This is a genomic window from Acidobacteriota bacterium, assembly GCA_020349885.1.
Taxonomy (GTDB): domain Bacteria; phylum Acidobacteriota.
The window spans coordinates 1,028,068-1,044,375 of sequence record CP070701.1 but is presented as its reverse complement, the minus strand read 5'-3'; the positions used below and the strand labels follow the sequence as shown (position 1 = coordinate 1,044,375).

At 62.2% G+C, this 16,308-nt stretch carries 16 protein-coding genes; 6 read left to right on the top strand and 10 right to left on the bottom strand.

Annotated features, from left to right (window positions below; genetic code table 11):
• Nucleotides 1-256: 256 nt before the first annotated feature.
• Both JSV08_04495 and JSV08_04490 read right to left on the bottom strand, forming a co-directional pair.
• Nucleotides 257-973: a thermonuclease family protein gene (locus JSV08_04495; protein UCF81678.1), complete on the bottom strand. Its 717-nt coding sequence runs from the start codon at nt 971-973 to the stop codon at nt 257-259.
• Nucleotides 974-1,476: 503 nt separating this feature from the next.
• Nucleotides 1,477-1,734 (bottom strand): hypothetical protein, encoded by a 258-nt coding sequence (locus JSV08_04490; protein ID UCF81677.1) that lies wholly within the window; start codon nt 1,732-1,734, stop codon nt 1,477-1,479.
• A 352-nt stretch (nt 1,735-2,086) separates the two neighbouring features.
• Between JSV08_04490 and JSV08_04485 the strand changes: the two genes are divergently transcribed.
• Together JSV08_04485 and JSV08_04480 are read left to right on the top strand one after the other, a co-directional pair.
• Nucleotides 2,087-2,356 carry a hypothetical protein gene (locus JSV08_04485; GenBank protein ID UCF81676.1) on the top strand — a complete coding sequence of 90 codons (270 nt, stop codon included), beginning with the start codon at nt 2,087-2,089 and terminating at the stop codon, nt 2,354-2,356.
• Between the two features lie 231 nt (nt 2,357-2,587).
• Entirely contained in the window at nt 2,588-3,619 is a 1,032-nt protein-coding gene (locus JSV08_04480) for a PQQ-like beta-propeller repeat protein (protein UCF81675.1), read from the top strand.
• A 221-nt stretch (nt 3,620-3,840) separates the two neighbouring features.
• Here JSV08_04480 and JSV08_04475 read toward each other — a convergent pair whose 3' ends face one another.
• Nucleotides 3,841-4,881: a hypothetical protein gene (locus JSV08_04475; protein UCF81674.1), complete on the bottom strand. Its 1,041-nt coding sequence runs from the start codon at nt 4,879-4,881 to the stop codon at nt 3,841-3,843.
• A 35-nt stretch (nt 4,882-4,916) separates the two neighbouring features.
• Nucleotides 4,917-7,352, bottom strand: a complete 2,436-nt coding sequence (locus JSV08_04470; GenBank protein ID UCF81673.1) for a DUF255 domain-containing protein — start codon at nt 7,350-7,352, stop codon at nt 4,917-4,919.
• A gap of 188 nt (nt 7,353-7,540) precedes the next feature.
• On the opposite strand from JSV08_04470, the gene carA reads away from it, so the two are divergent.
• From carA to JSV08_04450, 4 genes are all read left to right on the top strand, one after another.
• Nucleotides 7,541-8,665 carry a glutamine-hydrolyzing carbamoyl-phosphate synthase small subunit gene (carA, locus tag JSV08_04465; protein UCF81672.1) on the top strand — a complete coding sequence of 375 codons (1,125 nt, stop codon included), beginning with the start codon at nt 7,541-7,543 and terminating at the stop codon, nt 8,663-8,665.
• Nucleotides 8,666-8,851: 186 nt separating this feature from the next.
• Nucleotides 8,852-9,538, top strand: coding sequence for an SOS response-associated peptidase (locus JSV08_04460; protein ID UCF81671.1), 687 nt, complete (start codon nt 8,852-8,854; stop codon nt 9,536-9,538).
• Nucleotides 9,539-9,588: 50 nt separating this feature from the next.
• On the top strand, nt 9,589-10,284 hold the full coding sequence (locus JSV08_04455) for an ankyrin repeat domain-containing protein (GenBank protein UCF81670.1): 696 nt from the start codon (nt 9,589-9,591) through the stop codon (nt 10,282-10,284).
• A 6-nt stretch (nt 10,285-10,290) separates the two neighbouring features.
• A complete protein-coding gene (locus JSV08_04450; GenBank protein ID UCF81669.1) occupies nt 10,291-11,448 on the top strand; it encodes an ankyrin repeat domain-containing protein in 1,158 nt (385 codons plus the stop codon).
• A 107-nt stretch (nt 11,449-11,555) separates the two neighbouring features.
• Here the strand turns inward: JSV08_04450 and JSV08_04445 are convergent, their stop codons facing one another.
• The 6 genes from JSV08_04445 to kdsA are packed head-to-tail and all read right to left on the bottom strand — an operon-like array spanning nt 11,556 to nt 16,267.
• Nucleotides 11,556-12,815, bottom strand: coding sequence for an insulinase family protein (locus JSV08_04445; protein ID UCF81668.1), 1,260 nt, complete (start codon nt 12,813-12,815; stop codon nt 11,556-11,558).
• Nucleotides 12,812-13,093: a DUF1049 domain-containing protein gene (locus JSV08_04440; GenBank protein ID UCF81667.1), complete on the bottom strand. Its 282-nt coding sequence runs from the start codon at nt 13,091-13,093 to the stop codon at nt 12,812-12,814. Before JSV08_04440 ends, JSV08_04445 begins: the two co-directional genes overlap by 4 nt.
• Nucleotides 13,094-13,095: 2 nt before the next feature.
• Complete coding sequence (locus JSV08_04435) at nt 13,096-13,677, bottom strand: HAD hydrolase family protein (protein UCF81666.1); 582 nt, start codon at nt 13,675-13,677, stop codon at nt 13,096-13,098.
• Entirely contained in the window at nt 13,667-14,443 is a 777-nt protein-coding gene (locus tag JSV08_04430; GenBank protein UCF81665.1) for a hypothetical protein, read from the bottom strand. Before JSV08_04430 ends, JSV08_04435 begins: the two co-directional genes overlap by 11 nt.
• A 34-nt stretch (nt 14,444-14,477) precedes the next feature.
• Complete coding sequence (locus tag JSV08_04425) at nt 14,478-15,431, bottom strand: KpsF/GutQ family sugar-phosphate isomerase (protein UCF81664.1); 954 nt, start codon at nt 15,429-15,431, stop codon at nt 14,478-14,480.
• Nucleotides 15,428-16,267 carry a 3-deoxy-8-phosphooctulonate synthase gene (gene kdsA, locus JSV08_04420; protein UCF81832.1) on the bottom strand — a complete coding sequence of 280 codons (840 nt, stop codon included), beginning with the start codon at nt 16,265-16,267 and terminating at the stop codon, nt 15,428-15,430. The genes JSV08_04425 and kdsA overlap by 4 nt, the downstream gene beginning before the upstream one ends.
• Nucleotides 16,268-16,308 lie beyond the last annotated feature (41 nt).

Here is a 16,308-nt window from a genome sequence, read left to right as displayed (position 1 = left end):
CGACTTAGTGGCTTCGTTCCTAGCACCTCAAAAAACCCTTTATTCATACCACTTAGCGGCTTTTTCGAGCTTTAAAAAAATCCTTTGTTTACGCGACTTAGTGGCTTTGTTTCTAGAGCCAATTTAAAAACCCTTTATTTACACCACCTATAGGCTTCGTTTCGTAGAATCGCCCTTTTTCCGGAAACGCTTGCTCTCCCCGTGTCATTCTGATGACTCCCCATAACGGGCTCCCCGCGAAGAATCTGGCCCCTGGCTACTGGCTACTTGTTTCCGGTCTCATCTTCTGAACACTATGCCGTTTCCGCGATTTGTCAAGCATTTTGCCGCTTTTGCCGGATTTGCCGACCTCACTCCCAACCCCCGGCCCCTCCCCCTCTCCCTCAAGGGAGAGGGGGCTGGGGGGTGAGGTTCTGGCCCCCGGCCGCCGCTTCCTGAACTCCCACGGCGGCGTGGGCCACAGCCCCCGCCCCGCCTCCCGCGCCTCCCTTTCCAGCCTCTCGTAGGAGGAGTTGTCCGGCGCGCACTTTCTGTACCACCACGCGAGCCCCGTCTTGAGGAGCTCCTCGTTGAGAATCTTTCCGCCGGGCACGGTTACCTCGCCGAGGACTCTCCCGTAGCGATCCGTCCCTTTCACGGCGACCGTCACCTTCTTCCCAAGGGAAAATTCTTCCGTGAATTCCTTCGCCCGCTCCCCGAAGGCTTGCGCCTTCTCGCCTGCACGAGCAAGCTCCGGGCAGTCGATCCCGGCGAGGCGAATTTTTTCTTTTTTCCCGTCTTCTCTGAGCACCGTGAGGGTGTCGCCGTCCGTTACGGACACGACCTTGCCCGAAAAATTCCGTGCTTCGTCCGCGAGAGGGGAGAGGGCGAGCAGAAGGGCGAGGAACGGCCCTATCGCGTAGTGGTTTGGTGTGTAGTGGCTTGCTGCGTAGTGGTTTGAAACGTAGTGGTTTTGTGTGTAGTGGTTTGACATGTTTTTTCCTTTCCCATCCCATAAAGAAGGGCTGGCCGCCTCAAACCACTACGTAAAAGACGAACCAGCCCCGCGACCGCCGAAGCAACCGCAAGACGTGTAGTGGTTTGAGATGAAGGCGCTTCCGGCTACGGTAAAGTCTACGCCGTGACGAGTCCGCGCCGTAAGGGAGATTATAGCACGGGAAAAGGGGGGGGTTGGTTCCTGGCTGGCAGCTTCTTCGAGGAAGCCTGGAAAACTCAATCGGCGATTACGAAAATAAAATATATACCAGTAGAAGCAGCCCTATGGCTACAACATAAAGCAACCACCTAAAGAGAGCCCTGGCCCAGGCGGAAGCCCATTGAAGGTTCGACCGCCCGCGACGCCGGGCCAGCTCGGTCAGGTCGAACAGCCCGAAATCAGCCTCAACCACACCCCTTTTGCATTCGTGCAATCGGAATCTTTTGTATTCTTCCTTGCAATTCTTACAGATTGGCATCTTTCGAGGAAGCCTGGATACCTCAACCGGAGAACACGGCGAGCACCGAACGCAGAGCCGCGGCCGCCGCGCCGGACGCCAGGCCTAACGCCATGGGTATGGCGATAAGCAGCACCCATAGAAGGGCCCTGGCCCAGTCGGAAGCCCATTGAGCGTTCGACCGCCCGCGGCGCTGGAACAGCTCAATAAAGTCGAACAGCCCGGCCTCGACCAGAACCCCTTTGCACTGGTGCAGACTGAAACTTTTGTATTCTTCCTTGCAATATCTGCAGATTGGCATCGGTTTTTCTGGATTATAGCACGGGAAGGGGGGGTGGCAGATTAGCCGTTAGGGGTTAGCGAAGGGAATTCTTTCTAATCCCTAAACCCTTGGCCCCTAATCTCTGCCAACTGGCTACTGCGCGGAGCTCTCCATCTCCGCGCCAACCGTCCGCTCTCGCCTTCGCTAGCAGCTACGGCGGAGCAAGTCCTCAGGCGGGAGGCAGCGCCCCTAAAAATACAGCGAAAATGCTGGGAAATTAACTTGACTTGTGCGTTTTAGCGTGATATTATTTGTATCTTAGGTATATCCACCCCAGGGAATACAGCACAGATGCCGCCCGATGGATCCAAGAGGGAGTGATGCGCGAGCAATGCGCCTGCCGAAGGCCGGGTTGCAAGGGCGGATTTCTTCCCGCTTCTTGGCTCGTCGGTCGAAGGAAGTACTGCTCGGAAGCCTGCAGGAGGGCCGCAAAAAGGTTCCAGGACAAGAGCGCGAGGGCCCGCTACCTCAAAACGGAAAAAGGCAGGCGCGCCAAGAGGCGGGAGAACAGGAGATACAGGAAGAGGGTCGGCTGGAACGAGTACATGCGGGCGTATCGCCTGAGGAAAAAATCGCCGGCATAAATTCGCCGAAAAAATGACGCCGCTATCGAGGTAAAGGGGCAGAAAATGCTGTAAAGTGGTAGAAAAGTTAGCGTAAAGGGTCAGAAAAATATTGACTCTCGCGCGCGCACTTGCCAAACTGAGACCTTCTCTTTAGGAGTCGGGGCCCGTGCCCCGGTGCCTTCCGAGGGAAGCTCGGGTGATCAGAGTGGTGACGGGTTGCCCGAGTGACGTGGGAACAACAATAAAGAGAAAGGAGAACGAAGACAATGAAGACTAACAAAGCCATAGGGTTGGCAAGCACGCTGTGCCTGTGCCTGGCCCTAATCAGTCCGACCGTAGCCGCCCAGGATCTCTACGGCATCGACCGCGGTGGGGATCAACTCCTCAAGATCGATCCCGTTACCGGGAACGTCGTGGAGGTCGGCTATCTGGGGTTTAACGTCGGCGAATCGGGTGCGGCTTTTTCCGGTGACGGAACGCTCTATGTGTTTTCCGTGCACGAAAGTCTGCCGGACACGAGCTACCTGTATACCGTGGATCTGGACACGGCAAAACCGAGGTGGATTCAATCCTTCAGAAGGGTGGTTGGAGTCGGCCTCTCATTCGGTCCCGACGGGGAAACCCTCTTCTTGCGCGAGGGAGACATGCTGTATACCTTGGATGTCAAAAAGGGCCGGCTCAAGAGGTTCGCCTCATTGCCGGATGGAGCCTTCAATCTGGCGCTATCGACTGACTGCGAGTCCTTCTATTCGCGTAGCATAAAGCCTGGGCAGCGTGGGCAATACCTGACTCGAATCGAGGCTAATCGGAAAGCTACGGTTACGGAGATAGGGTTTATCGCAGGCAGGGTGGTCGGAATAAGCAATTTGGCGTCGGCTCCAGACGGAACGTTGTACTCAATCTTCGGTATAGGGCCGGGACATCCGTGGCTCTGGGAGATAGACCCGGATACGGGTGCCGGTACCCCGATCGCACCCACGGATGGATATAGACCCAATGCGTTGGTGTTCGGACCCGATGAGGTGGTGAGCTGTCCTCCTGTCCCACCGCAGCCAGGTCCGTGTCCGGATACGGTGGTCATTGACGGGTGTGATACGGGCGTCTTTGCCCTGCTCGCGGACGGGACGTGTCTCCAGCACGTGGTGGACTATTGCGCCGCAGGCGCTAAGAATCACGGCGATTACGTGTCCTGTGTCGCACGGGCAACGGCGGAGCTCATGCAGGAAGGGCTGCTTACGGGCCGGGAGAAGGGCTTAATCGATTCCTGTGCCGGGCAGTCAAGCATCGGGAAGCCGTAAGACGACGCTCTGAATCGGAACATCGGAAAAACGAAGGGAAGCCTTGCTCTTGGAGCAAGGCTTCCTTATTTAACCCCGGCGACGCCTACGGTAGGCGCGGTTCACACTTCGCCGCCCCGGACCGCGCGTCCCCCCCCTCCCAAAAAACCAATCCTGACTTCGTCAGGACAAGCCCGCCTAGGCCGGACAATCCCGACTAGAATCGGGACAAGCCCCTGCCCTCACGATATCCAGCGCATCACGTCCTTCGTTACGACCCAGTGGCAGTCCTCTTTCACGACGTGGTAGGTGTTCCCCGAGGAGCTCAGGTCCCCCTCGTAGTAGCCGCCTTCGACCTCGACCTCCGTGTCGGTGATCCACCGGAGCTCGCCCACGCCGAAGAGGAGCCCCCTCTCGCCGGCCTTTTTGTCCCCGGCTCCCGCGACGGCGTCCTCCATGCACCGGGATGCTTTCTTCACGGGCGGCCAATTGTCCTCGAACCTTTTCATGAAAGCGTCCGCGGGGTCCTTGCCGTCTATGCTCAGGCAGTAGACGTCGGCTGTTTGCTGGATGCCGGACGCGTTGTGCTCGAACTGGTAGCCGAATACCGCCTCGCGTATGTCGTCCTCCACCCTGGCGCGGAGTCCCTCGTCTTTGGAACCCGCGTAAAGTTCTTTCCCTTCCTCGCAGTCGCTGGACGGCACTCTTCTCTCGTACGAGGGAAGCGGCCCCCGGTAGAGCTTGAGCATGTCCTTATGCACGCGAACGAGTTGCCAGCCTCCGTCGCGGTAGTGGTAGACGGCCTCGAGCCCGGGCTCTATCGTTATCGGTTCATCTATTTGAGTTTCTATAACCTTTCCGCCTTTCTGGATGCACTCCTGGAAATCGAGGCCCTTGCACGGTCCTTTCACCCGGAGCTCCCGCCAGCGGGCGCTTACGGGCACGATGAGGGTCGCCTCGTACCCGACGCCGGGGATCTCGGACGGCTTCACCTCGTGGCGGAAAGTCGTCGGCTCCCCGTAGAAGCCAACGTCGTACCAATGTTTCCGCCCGGCGCCCGGAGGGTAGCTCAGGGTGGCCTTGTTGTCCTCGCCGAAGAGAAGGTGCTTCTTGAATTCGAGGAAATACGCCTCCGCATTTTCGGCAAAGATTTTTTCGGGGGATTCAGAAATTTTTGGGGTTGTTTCCTGGGATAGGAAGAAGGGGACCGCTAATGCAAGCAAAATTCCCAGGACGAGAATTCGCCTCTTCCACCGCGCTCCGCAGACAGGCTCAATCACCATCAGGTCATCCGGTCATCTGGTCATTCGGTCATCTTTTATCTGCCATCCGCTATCTCAAGCGTCGCGCTCACCGTCCGCTCCTCCGGCGGGAGGCAGCGGCTGTCGTCGCAGGCCTGGAAGCGCACCTTCGCGGTGAGCGTGCGCGGGCCGGGTTGGGCGTCCTTTGCGACCGTGAGCGGAACAGAAATTTCCGTCCGCCCGTCGTAGACCGCGAGCGGGGCGTCGCTGAAGCCGAGCTTTACGAGCTTCTCCTTCGGATAATCTACCTCTCCGGCTTTGAGGCCTTCCGGAAGGTTCTCGACGCGCACCTCAGTGGGGATGAGATACTCCTCCCTCGGCTTGCGGGCGTTGACGTGCCATTTCTCCGCTATGTCGAGGCGGACGACGAGTTCCACCTTCTGCCCCGGCCGGGCCTCGCCCGGCGAGACGGAAGCGCTCGCCTCGACCGGTGATTCTTCCTCCGCGGGCTCGGCCTTTGCGGGGAGTTTCCCTTCCGGCAGAAGCGGCAAGGCCATCACGAGCGTCGTGAGCGCCTGGGGCATTTGCGAGAGGGTGCCGGCGAACGCCGCCAGCGTGCCTCGGCCGTGCTCGAGGTAGCGCGCGTCGTTCGTGGCGCGGTGGAGTCTAAGGAACGCCTGCGCCGCGACGCCGTTCGGGCTCGGCACGGCGCTGTCGTAAGGGTCCTTCAGGCGGACAAGGAGAGATTCCTGGTCGTCAGCCGTGAAGAAGAAGCCCCCCGACTTTTCGTCGAGGAAATGCTGGACCATCTGGTCGGCGAGCGCTTTGGCCTCCCCGAGCCACGCGTCCTTGCCCGTGGCCTCGTGCAGCGTAACGAAGGCGTCCGCCAGGTAGGCGTAGTCCTCGAGGAAGGCCGGAATTTTTCCTTCGCCCTCGCGGAAGCTGTGGAGGAGGCGCCCCTCCTTCGTCCGCATGCGCTTGAGGACGAACCGCGCGGCGCGCTCGGCGCGCTCGACGTAGCCCGGCTCGTCGAAGGTCTTCCCGGCGTGGGCGAGCGCGCCTATCATGAGGGCGTTCCACGAGGCGAGCACCTTGTCGTCCAGGGCGGGCCTCACCCGCGTCGCGCGGCGCTCAAGTAGTTTCTCTCTCGCCTCCGCCAGGCGCGCCTCGAGCTCTTTCGGCTCCGTCCCGAGGCGGGCCGCTGCCTCGTCCGGCCCCTCGGTCAGGTGCAGGATGTTCCTGCCGGTGTCTTCTCCCGCGGCCTCCTCGCGGAAGTTGCCCGCGGGCTCGGCGTTGTAGATTTTCGCAAAAAATTTCCCCTCCTCCTCGCCGAGAATTTTCAAGATTTCGTCGTAGTCCCAGACGTAGTACTTGCCCTCCTCGCCCTCGCTGTCCGCGTCGAGCGTCGAGTAGAAGCCTCCCTCCTCGTGCGTCATCTCGCGGTCGAGCCACGCCACGATGCCCCGCGCCGCGCCGCGGTAGCGCCCGTTCTTCGTGACGCTCCAGCCCTCGGCGTAGGCGCGCAGGAGCTGCGCGTTGTCGTAAAGCATTTTTTCGAAGTGCGGAACGAGCCAGTGCGAGTCGGTGGAGTAGCGGTGGAAGCCGCCGCCCAGGTGGTCGTGGATGCCGCCCAGGGCCATGGCGTCGAGCGTGAGCGTGGCCATTTCGAGCGTTTCCTTCTCGCGCGTGCGGCGGTATTCCGAAAAGAGCACCGGGAAGAAGTTGTGCGGGGGGAACTTGGGGCGGGAGCCGAAGCCGCCGTTCCGGGGGTCGAACCGCCGCGCGAGGCCGTCCACGATGTCCCCGACGAGCGTCGAGTCCAGGACGGCCTCGCCGCGCATCTCGCCGCCTTCATCAGCGCCCGACTCGTCGGGGGTGAGCCGCTGCTTGAGCGCCGCCGCCGTGCGCTCGGCGACCGCCGCCACCTCGTCGCGGTTGTTCCGCCAGGCCTCGGCGAGCTCGAGCATGATGGACTTGAAGCCCCGGCGGCCCGCGCGGTCGTCGGGCGGGAAATATGTGCCCCCGAAGAACGGCTTTCCGTCGGGCGTCATGACGACCGTCATCGGCCATCCGCCCGAGCGCGTCATCATCTGGACGGCCGCCATGTAGAGGTTGTCCACGTCGGGGCGCTCCTCGCGGTCCACCTTGACCGAGACGAAATGCTCGTTCAGAATTTTCGCGACCTCCTCGTTCTCGAACGACTCGCGCTCCATCACGTGGCACCAGTGGCACGCGGAGTAGCCGACGGAGAGGAAGACGGGCTTGTCCTCCTTCCGTGCCTTCTCGAAGGCCTCCTCTCCCCACGGGTGCCAGTCCACGGGGTTGTAGGCGTGCTGCAGGAGGTAGGGGCTTTTCTCGTGGATGAGGTGGTTCGGTTTTCGGCCTTTCATCTCGGCCTCTTTCAGGGGCGCGGAATTCGTGCCCGAGCCGCAGCTGAGGAAAACGGCTAGGGCGATAAGGGAAAGAATCCGGGAAGGGGAAGCGGCCGCCCCGCGCCGCGTCGTCGCTTTCATCCCGTAGTATATCGGCGGACGGCGGGGGGCGCAACCTTTCGCCCGATTATGAAATTTTCGGAGTCTCTGATAAAGTAGGAAGCGATGACTGCCCGCTTTTCGAGCGCCAGCCACCGTGTCGAGATTATCTCCATGCGCGGAAGCGCGCGGGGGTGCCGCATGGTTTTCGCGGGCCGGGGAGGGCGGCCTTGAGCGGGCCCAAGCAGGCCAAGCTCGCGCTCGAGGACGGGCGCGTTTTTCCGGGCCTCTCCGCTGGCGCGGAGGGCGAGCGCGCGGGCGAGGTCGTCTTCAACACGGCCATCACCGGCTACCAGGAGGTCTTCACCGACCCCTCCTACAAGGGGCAGATCGTCGCGATGACGTACCCGCACATCGGAAACACCGGCCTGAACGACGACGACTGTGAGTCGCAGGCGTTCCACCTCGAGGGCATCGTGGTGCGGGAGATGGAAAAGGTGCCGAGCAACTGGCGCTCGAAGAGAACGCTCCCCGAGCTGCTGCGCGGGCGCGGCCTGGTGGCCGCCGAGGGCGTGGACACGCGGGCGCTCACGCGCCACATCCGCTCGAAGGGCGCGATGCGCGCCGTCCTCTCCACCGAGGACCTCGACGACGCCTCGCTCGTCGCAAAAGCCAGGGCCGCCCCCGGCCTCTCGGAGCAGAACCTGGTGGAGCGGGTCTCGTGCGAGAAGCCCTACGCATGGGAGAAGGGCTACGACGCGCCCTGGCGCGAGGGCGGGGAGGTTTCTCCCCGGTTCCGCGTCACGGTCTACGACTTCGGCGTGAAGCTGAACATCCTGCGCTCGCTCCGCGAGGTCGGGGCCGAGGTTACGGTCGTCCCCTACGACGCGCCCGCCGCCGACGTTCTCAGGAAAAAGCCCGACGGCGTGCTTTTCTCGAACGGCCCGGGCGACCCCGAGAACGTCGAGCCCGGCATCCGCGCCGCGAAGAAGCTCATCGGAAAACTTCCGGTCTTCGGCATCTGCCTGGGGCACCAGGTGCTGGGGCTCGCCCTCGGCGGCAGGACCTACAAGCTGCCGTTCGGCCACCACGGGGCGAACCATCCCATCAAGGACCTCCGCACCGGCAAGGTGGACATCACGTCGCAGAACCACGGCTTCTCCGTCGACGCCGACTCGCTCGGCCAGGACGTGGAGGCGACGCACATCAACCTCAACGACCAGACGCTCGAGGGCTTCCGCCACCGCTCGCTTCCCGTGATGGCCGTCCAGTACCACCCCGAGGCCGCGCCCGGCCCCCACGACGCGCAGTGGCTCTTCGGGGAATTCTTGAAGATGATGGGGGAGCGGCGGTAGGGTGGCCATCGTGCAGTTATTACGGGGAGCATAAATAAAATAGTTGACTTCATCGGAGGCTTCGGAGTGCTGCAGGTGCCGCAGGTGCAGACCGCACATTCCGCACTTCCCGCACCTTCAGTACGTTCGTCGAATACAGCAGCCTCAAAACGATTTTGTGCTCCGATATAGGAACACTGGAAACGCATGTGCGCCCGCTTTACACTCGTCACGCCGGCCGGGGAGCTGGCCGAGGCGTTCGACCTCGAAGAGATCCCCTCGCTCGAGCCGCGCTACAACATAGCGCCGACGCAGCCGGTCGCCGCTGTGCGGCGGAGGGAGAGCGGCTCGAAGCGGGAGCTCGCGCTCCTGCGCTGGGGTCTCGTTCCCCCATGGGTAAAGAGCCTGAGAATCGGGGCGCGTATGATCAACGCCCGCGCCGAGACCCTTTCCCAGAGACCCGCCTTCCGCGAGGCCTTCAAACATCGGCGCTGCCTCATCCCCGCGGACGGCTTCTACGAGTGGCGGCGCGAGGGGAAGAGAAAGCAGCCGTTCTATTTCCGCCTGCGCGGCGGGGGGCTCTTCGCCTTCGCCGGGCTCTGGGAGCGCTGGGAAGGGCAGGGCGACGCCGTCGAGTCGTGCACGCTCCTCACCACGGACGCAAACGAGCTGCTGCGCTCCTTCCACGAGCGCATGCCGGTGATTCTCGACCCGAAGGATTACGAGGCGTGGCTCGACCCCGGGATGCAAGGGGAAGAGAAACTCCGGCCTCTCCTGATGAAAGCCTATCCGCAGGATGAGATCGCCTCCCACGCCGTCGGCCTGCGTGTGAACAGCCCCAGGAACGACGACCCCTCCTGCATCGAGCCGTTTGCACCGCCTCCCATGCTGTAATAGAATTGCATAGGGATATCCAAAGATTACCAATGATATAAGAGGCCACCATGAACCAGCCAAACAAACTGCTGTTTTGGATGAGCCTTTTCCTCGTATCGGTCGCATGCGGACGGGGCCCGGAGGATGCTCGTAAGGAACTGGAGCAGATGGATATCCCCTACAGCCAGAAAGGCTTTTTTGAGCGTGTCGTGAACAACGACACAACAGCCGTTAATTTATTCTTGGAGGCGGGCATGGACGTGAACGCCAAGGACAAAAGCGGCGTGACCGCTCTGATGCTTTCGGCGCGCTACGGCCACACCGAGACGGCGAAGGCCCTAGTTGCCGCCGGTGCGGACGTGGACGCGAGGAACAGTTACGGCGACACCGCCCTGATGGTTGCGGCGCGCTTTGGCTACACCGAGGCGGTAACGGCCCTGATTGACGCGGGCGCGGACGTGGACGCGAAGTTCACGGAGGACGGCGCGACCGCCCTGATGGCCGCGGCGCAGGGAGGCCACGGCGGGACTGTGGAGATTTTGCTCGGCAACGGCGCGGACGCGAACGCGGAGACCGATAGCGGCGCGACCGCCCTGATGATGGCGGCGCAGAATGGCAGTCCCGAGGCGGTGAATGCCCTCCTTAGCGCGGGCGCGGACGTGAACGCGCAGGAAGAAGGCGGCTATACCGCCTTGACGCTGGCGGCAAGGAAAGGCCACACCGAGGTTGCGGAGATTCTCAAACAGGCCGGGGCGGAGGAGTGATAAAAAATGAGGCCTACCTTTAAGGCGATCCTGCTCTTGCTCCCGCTGCTTTTCGTGCAGGCGGTCTACCCAGCCGGGCGCGGCGGGGATATCAATTCAGACTTGCTCAAAGCGGCAGCGGCAGGTGATACCGCCGAAATGAAACAATTGCTCAAGCAAGGCGCGGACGTGGACGCGAGGGGCGAAAACGGTTTGACCGTCCTGATGATTGCGGCGAGGGAGGGTAGCATCGAGGCGGTGAAGGCCGTGGTTGACGCGGGCGCGGGCGTGAACGCGAAGGACGAATTCAGCCGGACCGCCCTGATGTGGGCGGCATTCTATGGCCATACCGAGACAATTAAGGCTTTGATTGACGCGGGCGCGGACGTGAACGCGAAGGACGGATTCAGCCGGACCGCTCTGATGACGGCGGCGCGGGAGAGCCGTACGGAGACGGTGAAAGCCCTGATTGAAGCGGGCGCGGATTTAAACGCGAGGGACAGAAGCAGCGCGACTGTCTTTATGAGGGCGGCCGATACGGGCCACGCCGAGACGGTGAAGATTCTGATTGACGCGGGCGTGGACGTAAACGCGATGAAAGAAGATGGTACGACCGCCCTGATGGTTGCGGTGCGCTCCAATCGTATGGAGGCGGTGAAGGTCCTGATTGATGCGGACGTGGACGTAAACGCGAAAACCAATGACGGCGTGACCGCTCTCATACGGGCGGCAGGGGATGGCCGCACCGAGATGGTGAAGACCCTGATTGAGGCGGGTGCCGATGTGTACGCAAAGAGCATTTTCGGAACGACCTCCCTGATGTTGGCGGCACGGAACGGCCACGCCGAGACGGTGAAGGCCCTGATTGACGTGGGCTCGGACGTGAACGCCATGACGGGAATAGGCACGACCGCCCTGATGGGGGCGGCGATTTCGGGCAACGCCGAGATTGCGAAGATGCTGATGGATGTGAACGCGGACGTGAACGTGAAGGACATAGAAGACCGGACGGCCTTGATGCATGCGGCAAAGAGGGGCCAAACCGAAGTCGTGAAGATTCTGATTGATGCGAACGCGGATGTGAACGTGAAGGACATGGAAGACCAGACTGCCATGATGTATGCGGAGGGGAAGGGCCACACCGAGATCGTGGAGCTTCTCAAGCAGGCCGGGGCGGAAGAGTGACGGAAACGGTCGATAGTCGGCGGTCGGTTGTCAATAGTCTTTTTTGACCATTGACCATTGATCATCGACAAAATGTGGTAGCCGCGCCCTACAAGTTGTCCTAGCCCCTACAACACATCCTCCACCTTCATCTTCCTCATTCCCTTGCCGCCGACGAGGGAGAGGGCGAAGCGCTCCTTGGCGAAGAGCGTCCGGGCGGCGCGGAGGACGTCGCTCCGCCTGACGCGCTCTATGCGGTCGAGCGTCTTGTTCAGCGTTTCCTGGCGGCGTCCGAGAATCTCCGTAATGGCGATGCGCGTCATCCGCTGCGCCGAGCTCTCGCTTGCGAGCATGAAGCCCCCCTTGAGCTGCTCCTTGGCGCGCCGGAGCTCCTCCTTCGTGAGGCCGTCCCTGGCCATGCCGCGGATCTCCCGCACGGCCATGGCGAGCGCGCGCTTGAGGTTCCGCGGCGCCACGCCCGCGTAGACGGCGAAGAATCCCGTGTCCGCGTAGCTCTGCAGAAAGGAGTACACGGAATAGGCGAGGCCGGCCTCCTCGCGGATTTTCTGGAAGAGGCGGCTGCTCATGCCGTCCCCGAGGACGGTGTTCATGATGCTCAGGGGATAGCGCAGGGGGCTGCGGGCGTTCACGCCCTCGACGCCGAGGAGGAAATGTGCCTGCTCCAGGGCGGGCTTGCGACGGATGCGCGTCGCGGGCCGGAAGCGCGGCGTCTGGCGGGGCGTGGGCTTTTGCCGAGTGCTCTTGAGGCCTCGGAAAAGTTTTTCGAGCGCGTCCACGGTGCGGCGGTGCCGCACCCTTCCTGCGAGGGCCACCACCATGTTGCGCGGCACGTAAGAGTCCTTGAAGAAATTTCCCAGGATGTGCGGCGTGATGCGGTGGAGCGTCTCGCGCGTGCCGGCGATGGGGCGGCCGAGCGGGTGGCGCGGAAAAACGGCCTTTGCGAAAAGCTCGTGCACGATGTCGGTCGGGTCGTCCTCCGACATCCGGATCTCTTCCTCGATCACCTGCCGCTCCTTCTGCATGTCCTCGAGCTTGAAGAGGGGATTGAGGACGATGTCGGCCACCAGGTCGAGCGCGAGCGTAAGGTGCTCGTCGAGGACGCGGAAATAGAACGCCGTGTGCTCCTTCGCAGTGAAGGCGTCGAAGGAGCCGCCGATGGAATCGATGGCCACGGCGATGTCCCTGGCCGAGCGGTTCTTCGTGCCCTTGAAGACCATGTGCTCGACGAAGTGGGAAATGCCGGCGTGGCGGGAAAGCTCGTGGCGCGAGCCTTTCCGGAGCCAGACGGCCACGGAGACCGAGCGAAGGTGGGGCATGGGCTCGGTGAGGACCGAGATGCCGTTCGAGAGCCTGCTCTTGCGAATCACGCGTCTTCCGCGCCCCGCAGGCGCTCCACCTCCTGCTCGAGCTCGCGCAGCTTCTTTTCAAGCCGGCGCGTCTTGCGTTCCGCGCCGACGCGCTCGAGGACCTGCGCCACGAGCGCGTACACGAGCCCCAGCACCAACGGCACGAGCACCACGACCCGCAAGGGCACGTCCCACTCGCTCCAAAAGTAGGTGAGCGGGACGCGGTGCGTGTTCTGCGCAATGAATATGCCGAGAGCGAAGAAGAGGACCAGGATAAAAAGCGTGCTGATAATCCGCATGGTTAATTTCCTTTCGTGGCTTCGGGGTCGGCGCGCAGGTATCGTCCCAGGATGCGCTCCCAGCGTCCCTGCGCCTTGAAAATTTCTTCGAGAAGCTCCCGCACGGCGCCGCCTCCCCCCGGAAAGCGGCTCACGAAGTGGCAGCGCGATTTTACCTCTTCGTGTGCGTCCGCGGGGCAGGCGGCGAGCCCCGCCCGCGTGAGGATGGGCAAGTCTAGGATGTCGTCACCCATGTAGGCGATGCGCCCGGGCTCTTCCTTCGTTTCCGAAAGAACGCGCTCGAAGCCGGCCGCCTTGTCCACGACGCCTTGCCAGAGCAGGGAAATGTCCAGGTCCTCGGCGCGGCACTCCACGACGCGCGAGGTGCGGCCGGTGATTAGCCCTATTTTGAGGCCCTCGCGCAGCGCCCAGCGCATGGCCGAGCCGTCGCGCACGGAGAACATCTTCAGCTCCAGTCCCTCGGCGGCGCCGTCGGCGTTCGACTCGGCGTAGACGATGTCGCCGCGCGTCAGCACCCCGTCCACGTCGAGGAGGACGAGGGAGATGTTTCGGGCGCGCGAGGAAATATCTTGGCTAGGCGGCATGACGCTCTCCGATCATGGGTCGTGAACGGAATTTGTTTCTCTCGCACATTGTAACGACTACCACGGCAATAAGATATACGATTGAGGAACCTACGACCACCAGGGCCGCATGTTCGGGAAGGAAAGGCGAGCTCTCCAGATTTCCGGCTGATTTGTTGACCAGCGCTTCTTCCGCGATTTCTACGGCACGCGGGAAGCTCCACACGTTATTGGCGGTATATAAGGCTTGGTAGATCAATAGGGAAATCCCTCCCCATATTTTCAGCCGGAGCACGCTATACACGATGAAGCAAGCAAGAAACAGATGAAAAAACAGCAATCCCACTCCCATGGTACCAGTATAAACCTCATTGGCAAGAATGTATCGGGGAGTCTCGTTGCGGATTAGAGAAACGACAATTCGACTGGCGTCCCAGCTTTCTATTGTTCCCAGTATGATTAGAGGGACGCTTCTTTTCATGATGAATTGCGGCTCCACGAGTTTTGTGCGCTTCGGCCCTCTTGGGGTCTCGATAATTTCCGTTTGTATGCCCAATAAACGCTCGCCCGGCGTGAGGCGACCGAAGTGCGCCAGAGCGGCATATTCGATCAGCGTGAAAGCTATCGCGACAGGCCACGTTCCGAATTGTACTTTCAAAAGCCAAAACGCTATTAGGATGGCGCATTGGGCGATCAGAAGGTCTATGTAAAAAGCGGCGGCACGACGCCAAAGGGAAGGTTTCCTATTGATGGCGTCTTCCGATGAGTTTTGAAGTGCTTCTGCCACTGGTTCTCAAAAGCCGTCGTCGCGATCCATCTTATTAGAACAACTGCGTTCTCCACAGGTCATGGAGATGAAGAAGTCCTTCGAGCTTCCCGTGCTCGTCCACGACGGGGAGCGCCGTGATCTTTTTCTCCTCCATGAGCTTCAGGGCTTCGCCGGCGTGGTCCGAGGGCCGCACCGTCGTCGGGTTTCGTACCATGGCGCGCGACATGGGGGCGTCGGTGCCGCCCTTCCGCTGAAGGAAGCGCCGCAGGTCGCCGTCCGTGAAAATTCCCGCGAGCTTTTTCCCCGCCTTGTCGGTCACGAGGAGCGCGCCGAAACCCTTCTCGCTCATGACCGGCAGGCTTTCCTTCAGCGTGTCGTCGGGGCGCGCGACGGGAAGCACCTCGCCGGTGTGCATCAGGTCGGCCACTTTCATGAGGCGCTTTCCGATCTGGCCGCCCGGGTGGTATTTTGCGAACTTGTCCTCGTCGAGGCCGCGCCGCTCGAAGACCGCCACGGAGAGGGCGTCGCCCATGGCCATCGCCGCGGCGGTGGAGGCCATCGGCACGAGTGAGAGCGACGAGGCCTCCCGCTCGACGCCGGCGTCGAGCGCCGCGTCGCTTGCGCGGGCGAGCGAAGTGTCGGGCTTCGTGATGGATACGAGCTTTACGCCCAGGCGCTTCAGGACGCCGAGAAGCTCCAGAATCTCGCGCGTCTCGCCGCTCGCCGAGAGCGCCACGACGACGTCGCCCTCGGCCACCATGCCGGCGTCGCCGTGGAGCGCCTCCGCGGGATGGAGGTAGAGCGCGGGCGTTCCGGTCGAGGAGAGCGTCGCGGCGACCTTGCGCGCCACGAGGCCGCTCTTTCCCATGCCCGTCAGCACGACGCGGCCGCGGCAGGCGAGAATAATCTCGACGGCCTCGTCGAAGCGCGCGTCGAGCCGGGAGGCGAGCGCCTTGACGGCGCGCGCCTCGGCCTCGAGGACGGAGCGTGCGGTCTTCTGACTCAAGACTCCGCCTCCGCCGCAACGCGCGCGATGTGGGCGACCGCCTTCAGGAGGGCGGGAAGCTCGTCGAGAGCTATGGAGTTGGGGCCGTCCGAGAGCGCCTCCGCGGGGTTGTCGTGCACCTCCATGAAGAGGCCGTCCACGCCCACTGCGGCGCCCGCGCGCACGAGGTGCTTCGCGTACTGCACCATGCCGCCCGAGCAGCTCCCCGCGCCGCCCGGAAGCTGCAGGCTGTGCGTGACGTCGAACACGACGGGCACCTCCGCCTCCTCGCGTATGACTGGAAACGAGCGGAAGTCCACGACGAGGTTGTTGTAGCCGAAGGACGTGCCGCGCTCGGTAACCATAATCTTTTCGCTCCCCGCGGCGCGCGCCTTCGCCACGGCCTCCTTCACGTCCCAGGGGGAGAGGAATTGCCCCTTCTTGATGTTCACGGCTTTCCCGGTCTTGGCGGCCGCCACGATCATGTCCGTCTGGCGTGAAAGGAACGCGGGGATTTGCAGAACGTCGGCGACCTTCGCCACCGGCTCGGCCTCCTGCGGCGTGTGGAAGTCCGTAAGAATGCCGACGTCCACGACCTCTTTCACCTCGCCCAGGATTTCGACGCCGCCCTTGAGGCCGGGGCCCCGGAACGACGTGATGGACGTGCGGTTGGCCTTGTCGTAGGAGGACTTGAAGACGTAGGGGAGATTCAGGTCCTGGGCGATGCTCTGGATGGCGCGGGCCATCTTGAGCGCGTGCTCGCGGCGCTCGATCACACAGGGGCCCGCAAAGAGCACGGGGCGGGAGAGGTCGCTTCCGATGCGAACGGTGTCGGTGATGGAGAAGGAGTTTTTCATCGTCATGGCCGGGCGTGCCGTGGACACTCAGTATAGCACGC